Raw genomic sequence first — 18,579 nt, 5'->3', positions numbered from 1 at the left:
TGCAAGCAGAGCCTGCCGGGTTACTCCGATTCAGGTAACTCAGGTTCCTCCGCGATGAACATCTGCTGACAACGGTTCCTTCTCGCGCGAGCCGATGCGACGATCGGCCGGTGACGACGCTCCGTGCGGTCCGCTTCGCCTTTCAGCCGATGTACAGCCTGCACACCGGCGGCGTTGTCGCGTACGAAGCACTCGCGCGACCGGGCCGGGGCACCGCGCACGAGCTGCTTGCCGAGGCCCGCCGCGCCGGCCGGCTCACCGAGGTCGACCTGGGGCTCGCCGCCGCCGCGGTGCGGCAGGAGGCCACCCGGCCCAGCGCGCTGCCGTTGCACCTGAACCTCTCCGCCCGCACGCTCGCCGCCGCGCCGTCGGCGTTCGACGAGCTGATCGCCGAACTCGGCGCGGCCGGGCGGCGCACCCGCGACGTGGTGCTCGAGATCGGGCCGCCGTTCACCCACCTGCCCGCGGATCGGCTGCTGGCCGGGATGCGCATGGTCACCGAACTCGGCTTCCGGCTCGCCCTCGACGGGCTCGGCCGCGGGGATCTGCCGCTGGCCCTGCTCGCGCGGGCCCCGGTGGACCTGATCAAGCTGGATCGCAGCGTGCTGCGCGGGCTGCCCGACGACCCGGCCTCGGTGGCCGTGGTCGAAGCGCTGCTGCACTTCACGACCCGGACCAGCATCCGGATGGTGGCGACCGGCATCGAGACCGGCCCGCAGCTGGACGCGGCTCAGCGCCTCGGCGTGCGGATCGCGCAGGGCAACCTGCTGGCCCCGCCCGCCGCGCACCGGTCCGCCCCGGCGGCGGGCGCGGTGGTGCCGGACGACCGCCGCACCCCCGCTCCCCCGCAGGCCCCGCGAATCGCGGACTTCCTCCGCCCCGCCACCACCCTGCCCGAGGACGCCACCTGCGACGACGTCCGCGAAGTACTGGCCGCCGCGGACGCGCCGAGCGGAGTGATCGGCGTGGACGAGAATCACCGTCCGCAGTGGTCGGTGGACCGGACACGGTTCCTCGTCGCGGTCACCGGCCCGTACGGTCACGCTCTGCACGCGAAGCGACCAGCCGGGCGGCTGGCGGACAAGCCGCACACCATCGAGGCCGGGGCGAGCGCGCTGGAGTTCCTCGAACTGGTCACCGACGCGGACTGGGCTCGCACCGGCGACGACGTGGTCGTGGTCGACGGGGCCGGGCACTGCCTCGGCGTCGTGCTGGTCACCGACGTCGTGCGCGGGGTCGCGGAGGCGAAAGTCGAGGAGGCCGTCACGCTCAGCCCGCTCACCCGGCTGCCAGGCAGCGAGGCGGTGGCCCGCGACGTGGAACGCCGGATCGCGACCGGCGAGCCGTTCGTGGCCGCCTGGCTGGACGTGGACGCGTTCAAGATGGTCAACGACAAGGCCGGCTTCGCCGCGGGCGACGACCTGATCCGCACCCTCGGCAGAACGCTCACCGAACTGACCCGGAGACTGCCGCGGATGCGGGTCAGCCACGTCGGCGGCGACGATTTCCTGATCGTCTGCGACGTGGACGAGATCGCCCCCGTCGCCGCGGCGATGCTGGACACGGAGTGGTCCGCGGAGGGCATGCCGGTCACCGTCTCCCTGGCCACGCTCGTGTGCGCGACCGAGTCGATTCCGTCCTATCGGGACGCTTCCCGGCTGCTGGCCCCGCTGAAGAAACGCGCGAAGGCGGTCCCCGGGTCGAGCTGGGTGCTCGGCCGCCCCGGCAGCGACCGGGTCGAGGTGCTGCGCGGGATCGGGCGCGAGGTCGCGGTCAGCCGTTCGGCATAGCCCGGGACTCCCGGCAGGCACGGCTCTCCCGGTGATCGAGGTAGGTCGAAACACCGGACTTCGGACGCAACTCGCCCCCCGTCGGACGCGAGGCCACAGTCAACCACTCGACACAACCCGGGACTCCCAGCAGGCACGACCCTCCCGGTGATTGAAGTAAGTCGAAACACCGGACTTCGGACACAACTCGCCCCAACGGGCGCGAGGCCGCAGTCAACCACTCGACATAACCGAAAACTCCCAGGGTGTCGGCAAAGTCGGTGCGGAGGTCTGTGGAGGTCTGTGAAGGGGCCCTTCACAGACTCTGAGTCCGTGAAGGGCCCCTTCACAGACCCGAAACCGGCCCGGCGCACGCCACGAGGTGGTCGCACACACCTCCGCATCGCCCACTGCCGGGTCCCCGACCACCTTTGCCGGAACCCTGGGGTACGCCTCGATGAGGTTGGAAGTTCACCACAGGGGCGGCCACAGCCGAAAGCAGACTCCTCCACCGAACCCCGAAAGGATCGTCCACAGTGGACGGAGTGCTACCCGCCTCGCGGTGCGTACATGATCACGGCGACGCCGGCGAGGCAGAGCAGTGCACCCAGCACGTCGTAGCGATCCGGGCGGTAGCCGTCCGCGACCATCCCCCAGGCGAGCGAGCCGGCGACGAAAACCCCGCCGTACGCGGCGAGGATGCGGCCGAAATCGGCGTCCGGCTGCAGCGTGGCGACGAAACCGTAGAGCCCGAGGGCCACGATCCCGGCGCCGACCCACCACCAGCCGCGATGTTCGCGCAGGCCTTGCCAGATGAGCCAGGCACCGCCGATCTCCAGAATCGCGGCGGCCACGAACAGCACGATGGAACGGAAGACCGTCATCAGGCGGCTACCGGCGCGAGCACGGAACCAGCAGCGGCGCCCCGCGGTCCCTCATTCATGGCTGTAGTTACTGATCCGACCAAAAGTAGGCCGCCCCCACCCTGCACGTAACCGTTGCTACGAAGCCATGAGGCCGTGACTGTGGTCGGATTGGTAATGATCGGCACAGTATACGGGATTGCGGTGAACGACGAAGACACGGAAGGCCACCCCGGCGCGGCCCCCGGGATGACCTTCCGGCAAAGAGAACTCAGACCGTGAAGCCGAGCGCGCGCAGCTGCTCGCGGCCCTCCTCGGTGATCTTCTCCGGGCCCCACGGCGGCATCCAGACCCAGTTGATCCGGAAGTCGCTGACCAGGCCGCCGGAGGTCAGCGCGGCCCCGGTCTGGTCCTCGATCACGTCGGTGAGCGGGCAGGCGGCCGAGGTCAGCGTCATGTCCAGGGTCGCCGAGTTGTCGGCCTCCACCCGGATGTCGTAGACCAGGCCCAGATCCACCACGTTGATGCCGAGTTCCGGGTCGACGACGTCGCGCATCGCCTCTTCGATGTCCTCGATCCTGGCCACGTCGGCGGGCACGGCGGCGGCCTGCTCGGGCAGGTCCGCGGCGGTGCGCCCCGCACGCGGGTCGATGGCCGTCTCTTCGCTCATGCCTTCTCAGCTCCTGTGGTGGTACTGGACACCGCGTCCTTGAACGCCATCCAGCCCAGCAGCGCGCACTTCACGCGCGCCGGGTACTTCGCGACGCCGGCGAACGCGACACCGTCCTCCAGCACGTCCTCGTCCGGTTCGACCTTGCCCTTGCCCTGCATCAGCTCCACGAAGGCGTCCATGGTGGTGAACGCCTCCTCGACGGTGCGGCCGACCACGAGATCGGTCAGCACCGAGGCCGAGGCCTGGCTGATCGAGCAGCCCTGCCCGGCGTAGGACACGTCCTCGACCTTGCCGCCGGTCACCTTGACCCGCAACGTGATCTCGTCCCCGCAGGTCGGGTTGACCTGGAAGGACTCGGCGTCGAACGGATCACGCAGGCCGCGCCCGTGCGGGTTCTTGTAGTGGTCCAGGATGATCTCCTGGTACATGCTCTCCAGGTTCATTCCGCGACCCCGAAGAACCTCTGCGCCGCACGGATCCCGGCGACCAGCGCGTCCACTTCGGACAGTGTGTTGTACAGGTAGAAGCTCGCCCGTACCGTGGCCGGCACCGAGCAGGCCCGGTGCAGCGGCCACGCGCAGTGGTGCCCCACCCGCACGGCGATACCGAGGCTGTCGAGCACCTGACCGGCGTCGTGCGGGTGCACGCCGTCGATCACGAACGCGACGGTGGCGCCGCGGTCGGCCAGATCGGTCGGGCCGATGATGCGCACGCCGGGGATCGCCCCGATGCCCGCGATCGCGGCCGCCGCCAGCTCGTGCTCGTGGGCCGCGATCCGGTCCATCCCGACCGCGGACAGGTAGTCCACCGCCGCGCCGAGGCCGATCGCCTGCGAGGTCATCGGCACCCCGGCCTCGAACCGCTGCGGCGGCGCGGCGAACGTGGTGCGCTCCATCGTGACCAGCTCGATCATCGAACCGCCGGTGAGGAACGGCGGCATCGCGGCGAGCAGTTCGGTACGGCCGTAGAGCACGCCGATGCCGGACGGAGCCAGCATCTTGTGCCCGGAGAACACCGCGAAATCGACGTCCAGCGCGTGGAAGTCGACGGAGAAGTGCGGCACCGACTGGCAAGCGTCCAGCACGGTCAGCGCGCCGACCGCCTTCGCCTTGGCCACCAGCGTATCCACCGGGTTGACCGTACCGAGCACATTGGACTGGTGCGCGAACGCGACCACCTTGGTGCGCGGCGTGATCAGCTCGTCTGCATCGGACAGATCGAGCCGGCCTTCCGGAGTGACCTTGAACCACTTCAGCGTCGCCCCGGTCCGCTGGCACAACTGCTGCCAGGGCACCAGATTCGCGTGGTGCTCCAGCTCCGTGATGACGATCTCGTCGCCCTCGCCGATCCGGAACCGGGAAGCCTCCGGACCGGCGGTGACGGCATTGCTCATCGCGTACGCCACGAGGTTGATGCCCTCGGTGGCGTTCTTGGTGAACACCAGCTCTTCCGGCTGGGCGCCGACGAACTCGGCGGTCTTCGCCCGCGCGGCTTCGTAGGCGTCGGTGGCCTCTTCGGACAGCTGGTGCGCACCACGGTGCACGGCCGAGTTCGACGTGAGCACGTACTGCCGCTCCGCGTCGAGAACCTGCACCGGCCGTTGCGAGGTCGCCCCGGAGTCCAGGTACACCAAGGGTTTCCCGTCGCGCACCGTGCGGGACAGGATCGGGAAGTCGGCGCGCAGTGCCGCCACGTCAAGGGGCACAGAGTTGGTCAGGCTGTTCGAGGCCGTGGTGGTCATCGAGCCAACTCCTCTCGGTGTAGTCGGGAACTCAGGCGCGGTACGTCAGGCCTTCGCCGACTGGCTCATGCCTCCAGAGCCGGCGGGCTCGGCAGAGCCCACGTACTTCACGTACCCGTTCTCCTCCAGCTCGTCGGCCAGCTCGCGGCCGCCCGACTCGACCACCCGGCCGCCGGCGAACACGTGCACGAAGTCCGGGGTGATGTGCCGCAGGATCCGGGTGTAGTGCGTGATCAGCATGACGCCGACCTCGCTGCCCGCCTTGTATTCGTTGACGCCCTCGGAGACCACCCGCAGCGCGTCCACGTCGAGGCCGGAGTCGGTCTCGTCGAGGATCGCGAACTTCGGCCTGAGCAGTGCCAGCTGCAGGATCTCGTGCCGCTTCTTCTCCCCGCCGGAGAAGCCCTCGTTCACCGAGCGCTCGGCGAACTCACTCGAGATGCCGAGCTTGCCCATCTCCTCCTTGACCTCCTTGACCCAGTGGCGCAGCTTGGGAGCCTCGCCCCGGACCGCGGTGGCCGCGGTGCGCAGGAAGTTCGACATCGAGACGCCGGGCACCTCGACCGGGTACTGCATGGCGAGGAAGAGGCCGGCGCGGGCGCGTTCATCAACGCTCATCTCGAGCACGTTCTCGCCGTCCAGCAGCACCTCGCCGGAGGTGACCTGGTACTTGGGGTGCCCGGCGATGGCGTAGGACAGGGTGGACTTGCCGGAGCCGTTGGGGCCCATGATCGCGTGCGTTTCCCCCGACCGGATGGTCAGGTTCACGCCCTTCAGGATCTCCTTGGCACCTTCCTCGGTGGTCACCGAAGCGTGCAGGTCCTTGATTTCCAGGGTAGCCATTCTGTGTTCCTCAGTCTGATGTGGACGGACCGGCTCAGGCGCCGACGGCTTCGAGTTCGGCTTCGATCGCCGCTTCGAGGCGCTCGCGCACCTCGGGCACACCGATGCGGACCAGGATCTCGTGGAAGAACCCGCGCACGACCAGCCGGCGCGCGGCCTCCTCGCCGATACCGCGCGACTGGAGGTAGAACAACTGCTCGTCGTCGAACCTTCCCGTGGCGCTCGCGTGGCCGGCGCCTTCGATCTCGCCGGTCTCGATCTCCAGGTTCGGCACCGAGTCCGCGCGCGCCCCGGGCGTGAGCACCAGGTTGCGGTTGAGCTCGTAGGTGTCGGTGGCCTCGGCGGCCGCGCGGATCAGCACGTCACCGATCCACACGGTGTGTGCGTCGTTGCCCTGCAGCGCGCCCTTGTACATCACGTTGGACTTGCAGTGGGCCACCGCGTGGTCCACGAACAGCCGGTGCTCCTGGTGCTGCCCGGCGTCGGCGAAGTACAGGCCGAGCATCTCCACGTCGCCGCCCTTGTCCGCGAAGGTCGCGGTGGGCGACACGCGCACCAAGTCGCCGCCGAGGGTGACCACGGTGTGCTTGAGCGTCGCGTCGCGGCCCAGCCGCAGGTGCTGCTCGGAGACGTGCACCGCGTCGTCGGCCCAGTCCTGGACGCTGACCACGGTGATCTTCGCCGAGTCGCCGATGACGAACTCGACGTTGTCCGCGTACGTGCCGGAGCCGACGTGGTCGAGCACGATCACCGCTTCGGCGAACGCCTCGGCGCGAACCTGCAGGTGCCCGTACGCGACCTTGCCCTCGCCGGGGCCGTGTACGCGCAGCGTCGACGCCTTCGACGCCTTGGTCTCCTTCGGCACGGTCACCACGGTGGCCTGCGTGAAGGAGGAGTACGCCTGCGCCGCGATCCGGTCGCTGGGCACGCCCGCCTCGCCGAGGCGGACGTCGTCACGGCCGACCGTCTCGATCTTCAGTTCCGGCGCCGCGTCGGTCTCCAGGGTGATCTCGCCCGAAGCGGCCGCGGTGCCGTCGTGCAGGCCGCGCAGGCGCTTCATCGGAGTGAAGCGCCAGTTCTCCTCACGCCCGCCGGGGACCTCGAAGGCCGCGACGTCGTAGGAGGTGAACCGCTCCGCGCGGGAGGCCGCCGGAATGACGGCCCCCTCGCGAAGCGCTTCCGAAACGTTGTTCTCTGCCACGGACATGGTCAGCCGACGGACCCTTCCATCTGAAGCTCGATCAGGCGGTTCAGCTCGAGCGCGTACTCCATCGGCAGCTCCCGCGCGATGGGCTCGACGAACCCGCGCACGATCATCGCCATCGCCTCGTCCTCGGCCAGGCCGCGGGACATCAGGTAGAACAGCTGCTCTTCGCTGACCTTGGACACGGTGGCCTCGTGGCCCATGGACACCTCGTCGTTGCGGATGTCCACGTACGGGTAGGTGTCCGAGCGCGAGATGGTGTCCACCAGCAGCGCGTCGCAGACCACCGAGGACCGCGAGTGGTGCGCCCGCTTCGCGACCTTCACCAGGCCGCGGTAGGACGTGCGGCCACCGCCGCGCGCCACCGACTTCGACACGATCGTCGAGGAGGTGTGCGGGGCGAGGTGCTCCATCTTGGCGCCCGCGTCCTGGTGCTGGCCCTCACCGGCGAACGCGACCGACAGGACCTCGCCCTTGGCGTGCTCGCCCATCAGGAAGACCGACGGGTACTTCATGGTCACCTTGGAGCCGATGTTGCCGTCGACCCACTCCATGGTCGCGCCCTCTTCGCACTTGGCGCGCTTGGTGACCAGGTTGTACACGTTGTTCGACCAGTTCTGGATCGTCGTGTAGCGGCAGCGGGCGCCCTTCTTCACGATGATCTCCACGACCGCCGAGTGCAGCGAGTCGGACTGGTAGATCGGCGCCGTGCAGCCCTCGACGTAGTGCACGTAGGCATCCTCGTCGACGATGATCAGCGTCCGCTCGAACTGGCCCATGTTCTCGGTGTTGATCCGGAAGTAGGCCTGCAGCGGGATCTCCACGTGCACGCCCTTGGGCACGTAGATGAACGAGCCGCCGGACCACACCGCGGTGTTCAGCGCGGAGAACTTGTTGTCCCCGGCCGGGATCACCGAGCCGAAGTACTCCCGGAACAGCTCCGGGTGCTCCTTGAGCGCGGAGTCGGTGTCCAGGAACAGCACGCCCTGCTCCTCCAGGTCCTCGCGGATCTGGTGGTAGACGACCTCGGACTCGTACTGCGCGGCGACGCCGGCCACGAGGCGCTGCTTCTCCGCCTCCGGGATGCCGAGCTTGTCGTAGGTGTTCTTGATGTCCTCGGGCAGGTCCTCCCAGGAGGTCGCCTGCTTCTCCGTGGACCGCACGAAGTACTTGATGTTGTCGAAGTCGATCCCGGACAGGTCCGCGCCCCAGTTGGGCATCGGCTTGAGGTCGAAGAGCTTGAGCGCCTTGAGGCGGGCGTCGCGCATCCACTCGGGCTCGGACTTCTTGCCGGAGATGTCGAGGACGACGTCCTCGCTCAGGCCGCGACGGGCGCTGGCGCCCGCCTCGTCGGAGTCCGCCCAGCCGAAAGCGTAGTTGCCCAGGGACGCGATGGTCTCTTCCTGGCTCAACGGCTCGGTGGTGGGAGTGCGCTGCTCGGCAGCGGCAGTCATGCGGGTTTCCCTCCATTCGGGATCCGTGCGGGCTGCTCCCGCGACGGCGTGGCCGCCGCAGGGGCGGTGGTGCGGTCCGGCTCGGGATGGGCCGGGATACCCGCCGGTGCGGCGGGTACGTGTGTGGTGCACGCGTTGTCCCCGCGTGCGATGGTCGCCAGGCGCTGCACGTGCGTGCCCAGCAGCCGGGCGAACGCCTCCGTCTCGGCCTCGCACAGCTGCGGGAACTCCGCGGCGACGTGCGCGACCGGGCAGTGGTGCTGGCAGAGCTGGGTGCCCACCGCGGCGGCGGCCGCACCGGTGGTCGCGGTGCCGCCGACCTGACGGGTCGAGGCAGCGTAGCCCTCCCTGGTCAGCGCGAGCGCGAGTGCCTCCGCCCGGCGCGCCGGATCGGGTGATCCGGTGATCGCCGCGCGGTGCGGGCCGACCAGCCGGTCGACCCGGCTCTCGGCGAACGCGCGCACCGCGTCCGGCCCGGCGTGCTCGGCGAGGAACCGGACGGCGGACACGGCGAGATCGTCGTAGGCGTGCCCGAACCGGGCCCGGCCGGCCTCGGTGAGCAGGAAGAGCCGGGCGGGCCTGCCCCGGCCGCGCGGGCCGCGGCGCGGCGCGTCGCGGGTCTCCGCCTCGCCGTCGGCCAGCAGCGCGTCCAGATGCCGCCGGACCGCGGCCGGGCTGATGCCCAGCTGCTCGGCGACCGCCACGGCGGTCATCGGGCCCTGCTCCAGCAGCAGCCGGGCGACCTCGTGCCGGGTCCGGCCCTCGGCCGGGGAACCCGCCGCGGCGAGGGCTTCGTGCCCCGGCCGCGCGGCGGCAATCTCGGCGCTGACCTGCACGGGCACAGCACGACCCGGGGTTCGCGGCGATTCGCCGCGCCCCTCGCCGGTGCACCCGTTCTTTTTCACAACACAAGTGTGTCCTATTTCCCGCCGCCAGGCAAAGGCGGGGCCGGTGGCAGTGACCCGAGTCACCGGGAACCGGACTCGATACGCTTCCCGGCGTGGCGATCGGCGAGCATTCCGAGCAACGGGTCCCGGATCCGGGTGGATCCGGCGATCCGGCGACCGCCGTGGCGCTCTCGCCGGTCCGGCCGCGCACAGCCGGGCCGCTGAACGACGCCGAGCACCGCGGGCTCGACGTGGTGCGCCGCTTCGGCACGGTCGGTTCGCTGTTCCTCGCCCTCGGCTCGCTCGGCGCGGGGGCCGCGCCGGTGATCAGCCCGGTGCAGGACCTGCCGGTGCTGCGGCTGTTCACCCGGATCCCCTCGGTGTCGCTCGCGATCGCCTTCTCCGGGATGGGCATCCTGGTGCTCAGCTGGCTGATGCTCGGCCGGTTCGCCCGGCCGGCCAGCGCCCGCCTGGCCACCCGCGGGCAGCTCGCACGCACCCTCGCGATGTGGGTCGCCCCGCTGCTGGTGATCCCGCCGCTGTTCTCCCGCGACGTGTACAGCTACCTGGCGCAGAGCGAGATCGTGCACCGCGGGATGGATCCCTACCAGCTGGGGCCGGCGCAGGCGCTGGGCGTGGCCGATCCGCTCACCTCGGGCGTGTCGAACATCTGGCGGGAGACCCCCGCGCCGTACGGGCCACTGGTACTGCGGCTCGGCGGCTGGCTCGCCCCCTTGGGCGGCAACAACATCGTGGCCGGGGTGCTGCTGCAGCGCGCGCTCGCGCTCGTCGGCGTGGTGCTCATCGTGTGGGCGCTGCCGCGGCTGGCGCGGCGCTTCGGCGTGCAGCCGGCCACCGCGCTGTGGCTGGGCGCGGCGAATCCGCTGCTGATCTTCCACTTCGTCGCCGGGGCGCACAACGACGCGCTGGCCATCGGGCTGATGGTGGCCGGGCTGGAGGTCGGCATCCGCCGGTTGCCGACCCGGGTGAAGGGGGATTCCCCGCCACCGCCGGCCAGAGGCGAGCTGCTCTACATCGGACTCGGGGTGGCGATCATCACCGCCGGCGCCACCGTGAAGGTGCCGACGGTGCTGGCGCTGGGCTTCTTCGCGGTGATGGTGGCGCGCCGCTGGCACGGGCGGATCAAGGATCTGGTGCGGGCCGCGCTCCCGATGGCCGCGTTGTTCGGCGTCGTGCTGGTCGCCATCTGCTACGGGACCGGGCTGGGCTTCGGCTGGGTCGGCGCGACCCTGAACACCCCGGGCCTGGTGCGCTCGTGGATCTCGCCCACCGCGGAGCTGATCAACCTCACCGGGGTGCTCGGCATCGCGCTCGGGATGGGCAACCACACCGACGCGCTGGTGCCGATCTTCGGCGCGCTGGGTTATCTGGTCACCGCGGCGGTGACGATCAAGTTCCTGTGGGCCAGCTTCAAATGGCGCTACCGGCCGATCATCGGCCTCGGCGTGTCCCTGGGCGCGGCGATGATCCTGCAGATCAGCCTGCAGCCGTGGTACCTGCTGTGGGCGGTGATCCCGCTGGCCGCGGCCGCGGGCACCTCCCGGTTCCGGGTGGCCGCGACGGTGGTCAGCGCCGTGCTGCCGTTCCTGCTCTCGCCCACCGGCAGCACCTTCGACGGCCGTTCCTACATCCTGCCGTGGGCCTACGGCGCCGCGATCCTCGTCACACTGGGCGGCCTCGCCGTGGTGCACCGGGTCTGCCCGCTGCTGCTGTCGCGGACGTCTCCCCCGTCCCCGGCACCGGAGGCCCGCGCCGACGTCGTATCGTGACCGGTTGTGGACAACTCCGCGGTCGAGATCACCGGTCTGGTGAAAAGCTACGGCTCCACCACCGCGGTCGACGGGCTCGACCTGCGGATGGCGCGTGGCTCGCTGCTCGCCCTGCTCGGCCCGAACGGGGCCGGCAAGACCACCACCGTCGAGGTCTGTGAGGGCTTCCGCCGCCCGGACGCGGGCACCGTGCGGGTGCTCGGGTTCGACCCGGTCGCCGACCACGCGCGGCTGCGGCCGCGGGTCGGCATCATGCCCCAGGGCGGCGGCGCGTACCCGGGCGTGCGGGCGGACGAGATGCTGCGGCTGGTCGCCTCCTGCGCGGCCCGGCCGCACGATCCGGCGTGGCTGCTCGACGTGCTCGGCCTGACCGGGGCGCGGCGGACCCCGTTCAAACGGCTCTCCGGCGGGCAGCAGCAACGGCTTTCGCTGGCCTGCGCCCTGGTCGGCCGCCCGGAACTGGTGTTCCTCGACGAGCCGACCGCGGGGATGGACCCGCAGGCCCGCCGGCTGGTCTGGGACCTGCTCGGCGCGCTGCGCGCGGACGGGGTGAGCGTGCTGCTCACCACGCACCTGATGGAGGAGGCCGAGGCGCTGGCCGATCAGGTGGTGATCGTGGACCACGGCAAGGTCGTGGTCCAGGGCACGCCGCACGCGCTCACGCTGGAGGACGGCGAGTCCGCGCAGCTGCGGTTCCGGGCGCGTGCCCGGCTCGACACCGGCCTGCTCACCGCGGCGCTGCCGGAGGGGTACCGGGTCAGCGAATCCGCGCCCGGCGCGTACCTGGTGGAAGGCTCGGTGGACCCGCAGGTGGTCTCCGCGGTCACCGCGTGGTGCGCGCAACAGGGCGTGCTGCCCGAGCAGCTGCAGGTCGGCCGCCGCACGCTGGAAGAGGTCTTCCTCGAACTGACCGGGCGGGAGCTGCGCGCATGACCACCTCGTTCCCCGAGGGCACCTTCACCCCCGCGCCCGGCCGCGGCTCGCTGGGCCGGATGCTGCGTACGCACGCCCGGGTCGAGGCCGCACTCACCCTGCGGCACGGCGAGCAGCTGCTGCTCACCCTGATCATCCCGCTGGCCCTGCTGATCGGGCTGAGCCTGCTGGACGTGCTGCCCGCGGGCCAGCTCGGCACCACGTCCAAAGTGGACTGGATCACGCCGCGGATCCTGGCGCTCGCGGTGCTCTCGTCCGCGTTCACCGGGCAGGCCATCGCCCTCGGTTTCGACCGCCGCTACGGCGTGCTGAAACGGCTTTCGGCGACCGCGCTGCCCTCGTGGCTGCTGGTGGCCGGCCGGGTGGTGGCCGCGCTCGTGGTGGTGGCTCTGCAGTCGGTGGTGCTCGGGGTGGTCGCGGCCTTCCTCGGCTGGTCGCCCTCGGCGGCCGGGCTCGGTGCCGCGATCCTGTTGCTGGTGCTGGGCACGCTGGCCTTCGGCGCGCTCGGCGTACTGCTCGGCGGGGCACTGCGGGCGGAAGCGGTGCTGGCGCTGGCCAACGTCGCCTGGTTCGTGCTGCTGCTGGCGGGCGGGATCCTGCTGGCCCCTTCGGCGCTGCCGTCCGGGGTCGGTGCGGTGGTGGAGCTGCTGCCCTCCGGCGCGCTGGCGGAGGGCATGCGGGCCGCGCTCGTCGGCGGGCAGTTCCCGGCCGACCCGATGCTGGTGCTCGCCGGGTGGGCCGCGGTGGCCGGGGTGTTCGCCACGCGCACGACGAAACTCACCTGAGGCCCCCAGCCGGGGTACCGGCGCGGTCCGGTTTTCCGGGCCGGGCCAGAAGATCCGCGTGATCGGGAAGATGATCACCCGTTCGCGAAGACCCGGCGCCGCGCCCGCGATGCGGCAGAAATCCTTGCACCGCACCATAGTTGATCACTTCGGCGGCGTCGCGTCGCCGGAGTGCGGAGGTGACCCGAACACGCCCGGGTAATAGGGTCCATTGTGTTCACTACTGTCTGTTATGTCCGAGTTGTCCTCCGTGACCTGATCAGCCGATGGCGGCGCCTGCGAATTTCGATAAATTCGAGACATACGGGACACAATCCGTTCCCGTTTCCGCATGAAATCGCGTGTTTCGCCCAGAGTCGCCACCCCAGAAAGGCTGTCATGACGTACGGAAGCGCACTCCGCAACGAGGTCGCCCACGCGCAGATCACCCCCCTGATCGGCGTTTTCGACATGTTCTCGGCTTCGGTCGCCGCCCAGCACTACAACGGCATGTTCGTCTCCGGATTCGGTTTCGCCGCCTCGTACTACGGACTGCCCGACATCGGGTTCATCGCCTGGCCGGACATCGTGAACTTCGTCCAGCGGCTGCGGCTGGCGTTTCCGCAGCAGCACCTGCTGGTGGACATCGACGACGGGTACGTCGACCCCGAGGTGGCCGCGCACGTGGTCGAGCACCTGGAGCGGATCGGTGCGTCCGGGGTCATCATCGAGGACCAGAAGCGGCCCCGCCGCTGCGGGCATGTGGACGGCAAGCAGATCCTGCCGCTGGCGGAATACCTGGAGAAGCTCGAACTCGTCCTGGAGACCCGCCAGGACCTGGTCGTGGTGGCCCGCACCGACGCCACCGAGGAGGAGGAGATCCTGCGCCGCGCCGAGGCCCTCGCGCAGACCGACGCGGACGTGATCCTGGTCGACGGGGTGCGCAGCGTGGACTGGATCCACCGCGTCCGCCGCGTCATCGGTTCGAAGCCGTTGCTGTTCAACCAGATCGCCGGCGGCAAGTCCCCGCGGCTGTCGCTGCCGGAGCTGCAGGAACTCGGCGTGGACGTGGCGATCTACAGCACGCCGTGCCTGTTCGCCGCGCAGGAGGCGATCGACACCGCGCTCGCCGAGCTGCGCGCGAACGACGGCAGACTGCCCGAAACCCGGCCCGGCAGCGTCGGCGTCGCGGCGTCCATCGAGCTGCTCGAACGCAATATCAGCCGGCACCACCGGGACCGGGCCGCCCGCCGACCGGCACAGGTCTGACCCAGGGCCCCGGCAAAGGTGGCCAAGGGCCCGTGATCAGCAGAGAGAGCCGTGGCTGCCCGACCGGTTTCGGGTCCGTGAAGGGACCCTTCACAGCCCTCCGCACCTGCGCAGGGCCCTCCACACCGACTTTGCCGACACCCTGAGGTCTGACCCGAATCCATCCGGACGACGCGCGGCACGTGCCCTGGCACGTGCCGCGCTTTCGCCTGCTCCGCAACCGGCCTGGAGGAGCCGGGCGAGCAGCTCCGGACGTAGCTGAGCACCCCGGAGGCAGAACCGCGCACGAGGCCGCGTTCCGACCCCGGCTCGCAAGGGAAGGAGCACTGTGCCGCCGAGGGAAAGTTCGCGTCTTTCGATAGCCCTGTTCACGACCGCTCCACTCCTCTGGGCGATCACCTGTAACGGACGGTATTGCCACGCCGGCGGTGGCATGAAACCTGCGCTGCGCAAATCTACGCGGCAGCGTGATACCCCAGGAGATCGATTCGGATTTCCGTCGCGATGAGCATGAGCGAGGTCCGCGTCCGACGGATTCGATTGCCGATTCGATGATTTTCCCCCGGAACGAATAATCTTCAGTTTTATGGCTGCGAATGGTTTCCGTCCAGCCTTGCCGAGCGCCGACGCGCCCGAAACCCGAAGCCGTGAAGGGTCCCTTCACAGCCTCAGAGTCCGTGAAGGGTCCCTTCACAGACCGACCCGCCGGCACGCGGCCCGTCCCGCCGCGCTGCCGGAGCCGGCCGCCACCGGCTGACCGGCCGAAACCGCCCGGTAGCCTGCGCGTATCGTGGCCTGCGTGTCTCTACGCAGCCTGATCGCCCGCCTGCCTTACCCGTCGTCCGCGGCTCAGCAGGCCATCGGGATCGCGGCGGTGGTCACGCAGGCCGGGATCGGCGTCACCGGGTCGGTGGTGCGGGTGACCGGCTCCGGGCTCGGCTGCAACACCTGGCCGAAGTGCATCGGCAGCAGCCTCGTCCCGGTGCACCACCCGGGGATCGACACGATCAACCAGTGGATCGAGTTCTCCAACCGGATGCTCACCGGCGTGGTGATCGTGGTGGCCGCGCTCGCCGTGCTCGCCGCGTGGCGGATCCAGATCGACCACCCGCACCGGCGCCGGTTGGTGAAGCTGGCCTGGCTGATGCCCGGCGGAGTGGTGCTGCAAGCGGTGCTCGGCGGCATCACCGTGCTCGCGAAGCTGGAATGGTGGACGGTCGCGCTCCATTTCCTCGCCTCCACTCCCCTGGTGTGGCTGGCGGTACTGCTGCTCAAGGCGTTCCGCGAAGGAGACGAACCGGCCCGCCCGCTGGTGCCCGCGCTCGGCCGTCGGACGCTGGTGGTGCTGATCGTGCTGATGTGGGCGGTGCTGATCGCCGGGACCACGGTGACCGGGGCCGGTCCGCACGGCGGCGACCTGAACACCCACCGGCTGGCCGTGCCGGTCGACCGGCTGGCCCAGGTGCACAGCGGGTTGCTCATCGCCTACCTCGTGGTGCTGGCCGTCTTCGGGCTCACGCTGCTGCGCGGCCGCGCGCCGAAGAGCGTGTGGCAGCGCTACGCCTGGGTGTGGGCGGTCGCGCTCGCCCAGGGCGTGCTGGGCACCGTGCAGTACGCGCTCGGCGTGCCCGAGGCGATGGTCTCCTTCCACGTGCTCGGCTCCGCGCTGGTCATCATCGTCACCGCCACGCTGTGGACCGGCACCCGCGACCGCGGCCCGGTTCTCTCGAAGCTCCCGGCGGCGCCGGAGGAGCGGGAACTCACCCCGGCGAGCTGACCGCCATCCAGGCGTACTGTGCCGATCATTGCCAATCCGACCACAGTCACGGCCTCATGGCTTCGTAGCAACGGTTACGTGCCGGGTGGGGTCGGCCTACTAATCAGTTCGGATTAGTAACTTCGCGTCGGCCTGGCGGACAGTTCGGCCACTTACGATAAGCCGCGAACCGGCCGCCGAAGCGCCCCGAGGTGACGCGTCATGACGTCCGCCCCTGGGGTGTCGGCAAAGTCGGTGTGAGGGGCCTTGCACAGCCCGCGGAAGTCCGTGAAGGTCCGTGAAGGGGCCCTTCACAGACTCTGAGTCCGTGAAGGGCCCCTTCACAGACCCGGGACAGGTCCGGCGTACACCACGAGGTGGTCGCGCCTCGAATAGCTCCGCATCGTCCGGTGCCGGACGCAATCGATGAAGAGGGCAGGTACCGCCGATGATGACGCGGCAGCCACGGCACACTGCTGATCACGGGTCCTCGACCGACTTTGCCGGGACCCTGACGTCCGCCCCCGTCAGTTCCGCCAAACCTCTCGTCTCCGGCCGCCGCGGGCCGCTGGAGATGGTGGTGCTCAAGACTTTCCTGCTGGTGCCGTTCGCCGCGCTGCTGGCCGCCGTGCCGCTGCTGTGGGGCTGGGGCATCGGGTGGACGGACGTGATCCTGGCGGTGGTCTTCTACGTCTTCACCACCCTCGGGGTGACGGTCGGCTACCACCGCTATTTCACCCACGGTGCGTTCAAGGCCGGGCGGCCGCTGCGGATCGCGCTCGCGGTGGCGGGCAGCATGGCCGTGCAGGGTTCGGTGATCTTCTGGGTGGCCAGCCACCGCAGGCACCACGCGTTCGCCGACCGGGAGGGCGATCCGCATTCCCCGTGGCTGTTCGGCACCTCCCCGGCGGCGCTGGTGCGGGGCTTCTGGCACGCGCACATGGGCTGGATGTTCGGCCGCGCGGTGACCAACGCCGACCGGTTCGCCCCCGATCTGACCGGGGATCGCGATCTGCGGGTGGTGAACCGGTTCTTCTGGCTGTGGATCACGCTCAGCCTCGGGCTGCCCGCACTGCTCGGCGGGCTGATCTCGGGCGGCTGGCCGGGCGCGCTGAGCGCGTTCTTCTGGGCCGGGCTGGTGCGCGTCGCGTTCCTGCACCACGTGAGCTGGTCGGTGAACTCGATCTGCCACCTGATCGGCGACCGCCCGTTCGCCAGCCGCGACCGCGCGGCGAACTTCTGGCCGCTGGCGCTGCTGTCCATGGGCGAGTCGTGGCACAACTCCCACCACGCCGACCCGACCTGTGCCCGGCACGGCGTGCTGCGCGGCCAGGTGGACGTCTCGGCCCGGGTGATCTGGCTGTTCGAACGCCTCGGCTGGGCCGGCGAGGTCCGCTGGCCCCGGCCTGAACGGCTGGCGGCCAAGCGGATCCGCTGAACTTAGGCCAGCTGCTGCCGCACCGCCGAGGCGAACCGCAGCGGGGCACCGGCGTCCGCGTAGCGGAACCCCAGCGTGGGCTCGGTCAGCTCCATTTCCAGGATCAGCGGACGGCCGTCGTCCCCGCGGATCAGGTCCACCCGGGCGTACAGCAGCTCCGCGCGCAGGATGCCCAGCAGCGAGCAGGCGGCGTCTAGCGCGTCCTCGGCCACCGCGCGCACTTCGGGCGCCGGGACCGCGGCGGCCAGGCGTTCCTCCAGGTACAACCCGGAAGCATCCGGGCCGGAGCCGAACATGACCGCCTTGGTGAAGGCGTGCGAGTAGATCCCGCCGAGGAACACCGCGGCGATCTCCCCCTGAGTGTCCACACTGGACTGAAACGGCTGCACGAGCGCGGTCCGGCCGTCCTCGTGCAGGCCCCGCAGGTGCTCGTCGGCCGCCAGGCCCCCGGCGGCGAACTTCGCCACGCCGTGCGAGCCCGCGCCGACCGACGGCTTCACCACGAAAGGCTGCTTCGGCCACTTCGCCCGCTCACCCGGCTCGATCAGCTCGGAAGGCACTGTGGGGACGCCCGTGTCGTGCAGCTCGACGAGATAGGCCTTGTCGGTGTTCCAGCGCACTACTGGAGCCGGATTCGCCAGGGACGGAACGCTTTCGCACCAGCCGAGGAACTCTTCGCGGCGGTCCGGGTAGTCCCAGGTCGCGCGCAGGACCACCAGGTCCGCCTCGGCGAAGCCCGCCGCCGGATCGTCCCAGGCCGCCCAGTGCACGGTGAAGCCCAGGTCGGCAAGTGCGGGCAGGACGATCGCGTCGTCGCCGTCGCCCTCGGGCATCGCGGCACAAGAGGCGAAGTACGCGGTGCGGGTCATCGGCCGGCTCGCGGGCCGGCCATCTTGCGCCGGTGCGCGGCGCCGATCTTGACCGCGTTCACGGTCTCGCTGTCCCATTCCGCGGCTTCCAGGTCTCCGACCGCCCCGACCAGCGCGTTCCCGGCTTCGGTCCCGGCCACGAGCACGTCGCCCAGCGCGCCGTCCGCGCCGACGAGCACCACCCGGGCACCCGCCCGGCCGATGTTCTCCACCACCGCACGCGAGGGCTTGCCGTGCCGGGCCACGAAATCCCGTGCCGCGGCGACCTGCCGGGCGGTCGGCTCAGTGGGCACGGTCGGCGTGTTCTCGGTCTCCTCAGCCACGTC

Annotated in this window: 17 protein-coding genes; 7 read left to right on the top strand and 10 right to left on the bottom strand. The window is 70.4% G+C overall.

Annotation, left to right across the window (positions count from 1 at the left end; genetic code table 11):
• Positions 1 to 110: 110 nt before the first annotated feature.
• On the top strand, positions 111 to 1,790 hold the full coding sequence (locus ATK36_RS01115; RefSeq protein ID WP_098509431.1) for a GGDEF domain-containing protein: 1,680 nt from the start codon (positions 111 to 113) through the stop codon (positions 1,788 to 1,790).
• A gap of 527 nt (positions 1,791 to 2,317) precedes the next feature.
• On the opposite strand, the gene ATK36_RS01110 is transcribed toward ATK36_RS01115, so the two are convergent.
• From ATK36_RS01110 to ATK36_RS01075, 8 genes are all read right to left on the bottom strand, one after another.
• On the bottom strand, positions 2,318 to 2,653 hold the full coding sequence (locus ATK36_RS01110; RefSeq protein WP_098509430.1) for a YnfA family protein: 336 nt from the start codon (positions 2,651 to 2,653) through the stop codon (positions 2,318 to 2,320).
• A 250-nt stretch (positions 2,654 to 2,903) separates the two neighbouring features.
• The gene (locus tag ATK36_RS01105; protein WP_098509429.1) at positions 2,904 to 3,302 is read right to left on the bottom strand and encodes a metal-sulfur cluster assembly factor; all 399 of its coding nucleotides are present in this window, start codon (positions 3,300 to 3,302) and stop codon (positions 2,904 to 2,906) included.
• Positions 3,299 to 3,748 (bottom strand): Fe-S cluster assembly sulfur transfer protein SufU, encoded by a 450-nt coding sequence (gene sufU / locus ATK36_RS01100; protein ID WP_098509428.1) that lies wholly within the window; start codon positions 3,746 to 3,748, stop codon positions 3,299 to 3,301. Before sufU ends, ATK36_RS01105 begins: the two co-directional genes overlap by 4 nt.
• Entirely contained in the window at positions 3,745 to 5,046 is a 1,302-nt protein-coding gene (locus ATK36_RS01095) for a cysteine desulfurase (protein ID WP_098509427.1), read from the bottom strand. The genes sufU and ATK36_RS01095 overlap by 4 nt, the downstream gene beginning before the upstream one ends.
• 45 nt (positions 5,047 to 5,091) lie before the next feature.
• Entirely contained in the window at positions 5,092 to 5,889 is a 798-nt protein-coding gene (gene sufC, locus ATK36_RS01090; protein WP_098509426.1) for a Fe-S cluster assembly ATPase SufC, read from the bottom strand.
• Between the two features lie 34 nt (positions 5,890 to 5,923).
• Positions 5,924 to 7,096: a Fe-S cluster assembly protein SufD gene (gene sufD / locus ATK36_RS01085; RefSeq protein WP_098509425.1), complete on the bottom strand. Its 1,173-nt coding sequence runs from the start codon at positions 7,094 to 7,096 to the stop codon at positions 5,924 to 5,926.
• Positions 7,097 to 7,098: 2 nt separating this feature from the next.
• Positions 7,099 to 8,547 (bottom strand): Fe-S cluster assembly protein SufB, encoded by a 1,449-nt coding sequence (sufB, locus tag ATK36_RS01080; RefSeq protein WP_098509424.1) that lies wholly within the window; start codon positions 8,545 to 8,547, stop codon positions 7,099 to 7,101.
• Entirely contained in the window at positions 8,544 to 9,452 is a 909-nt protein-coding gene (locus ATK36_RS01075) for a helix-turn-helix transcriptional regulator (RefSeq protein ID WP_211291754.1), read from the bottom strand. The genes sufB and ATK36_RS01075 overlap by 4 nt, the downstream gene beginning before the upstream one ends.
• 95 nt (positions 9,453 to 9,547) lie before the next feature.
• Between ATK36_RS01075 and mptB the strand changes: the two genes are divergently transcribed.
• The 6 genes from mptB (at position 9,548) to ATK36_RS01045 (ending at position 17,384) form a co-directional block, all read left to right on the top strand.
• On the top strand, positions 9,548 to 11,224 hold the full coding sequence (gene mptB / locus ATK36_RS01070; protein ID WP_170069534.1) for a polyprenol phosphomannose-dependent alpha 1,6 mannosyltransferase MptB: 1,677 nt from the start codon (positions 9,548 to 9,550) through the stop codon (positions 11,222 to 11,224).
• A 6-nt stretch (positions 11,225 to 11,230) separates the two neighbouring features.
• The gene (locus ATK36_RS01065) at positions 11,231 to 12,157 is read left to right on the top strand and encodes an ABC transporter ATP-binding protein (protein WP_098509422.1); all 927 of its coding nucleotides are present in this window, start codon (positions 11,231 to 11,233) and stop codon (positions 12,155 to 12,157) included.
• The gene (locus ATK36_RS01060) at positions 12,154 to 12,942 is read left to right on the top strand and encodes an ABC transporter permease (protein WP_211291753.1); all 789 of its coding nucleotides are present in this window, start codon (positions 12,154 to 12,156) and stop codon (positions 12,940 to 12,942) included. Before ATK36_RS01065 ends, ATK36_RS01060 begins: the two co-directional genes overlap by 4 nt.
• Before the next feature lie 378 nt (positions 12,943 to 13,320).
• Positions 13,321 to 14,190, top strand: coding sequence for an isocitrate lyase/PEP mutase family protein (locus ATK36_RS01055; protein WP_098509421.1), 870 nt, complete (start codon positions 13,321 to 13,323; stop codon positions 14,188 to 14,190).
• Between the two features lie 799 nt (positions 14,191 to 14,989).
• Positions 14,990 to 15,967, top strand: a complete 978-nt coding sequence (locus ATK36_RS01050; protein ID WP_098510240.1) for a COX15/CtaA family protein — start codon at positions 14,990 to 14,992, stop codon at positions 15,965 to 15,967.
• A gap of 553 nt (positions 15,968 to 16,520) precedes the next feature.
• Positions 16,521 to 17,384, top strand: a complete 864-nt coding sequence (locus tag ATK36_RS01045) for an acyl-CoA desaturase (protein WP_245914382.1) — start codon at positions 16,521 to 16,523, stop codon at positions 17,382 to 17,384.
• 2 nt (positions 17,385 to 17,386) lie between these two features.
• On the opposite strand, the gene ATK36_RS01040 is transcribed toward ATK36_RS01045, so the two are convergent.
• The gene (locus tag ATK36_RS01040; RefSeq protein WP_098509420.1) at positions 17,387 to 18,253 is read right to left on the bottom strand and encodes an ATP-grasp domain-containing protein; all 867 of its coding nucleotides are present in this window, start codon (positions 18,251 to 18,253) and stop codon (positions 17,387 to 17,389) included.
• Positions 18,250 to 18,576, bottom strand: a complete 327-nt coding sequence (locus tag ATK36_RS01035; protein WP_098509419.1) for a hypothetical protein — start codon at positions 18,574 to 18,576, stop codon at positions 18,250 to 18,252. Before ATK36_RS01035 ends, ATK36_RS01040 begins: the two co-directional genes overlap by 4 nt.
• Positions 18,577 to 18,579 lie beyond the last annotated feature (3 nt).

The sequence above is a fragment of the Amycolatopsis sulphurea genome, assembly GCF_002564045.1.
Classification (GTDB): Bacteria; Actinomycetota; Actinomycetes; order Mycobacteriales; family Pseudonocardiaceae; genus Amycolatopsis; species Amycolatopsis sulphurea.
This window is presented reverse-complemented; position numbering and strand designations above follow the sequence as displayed.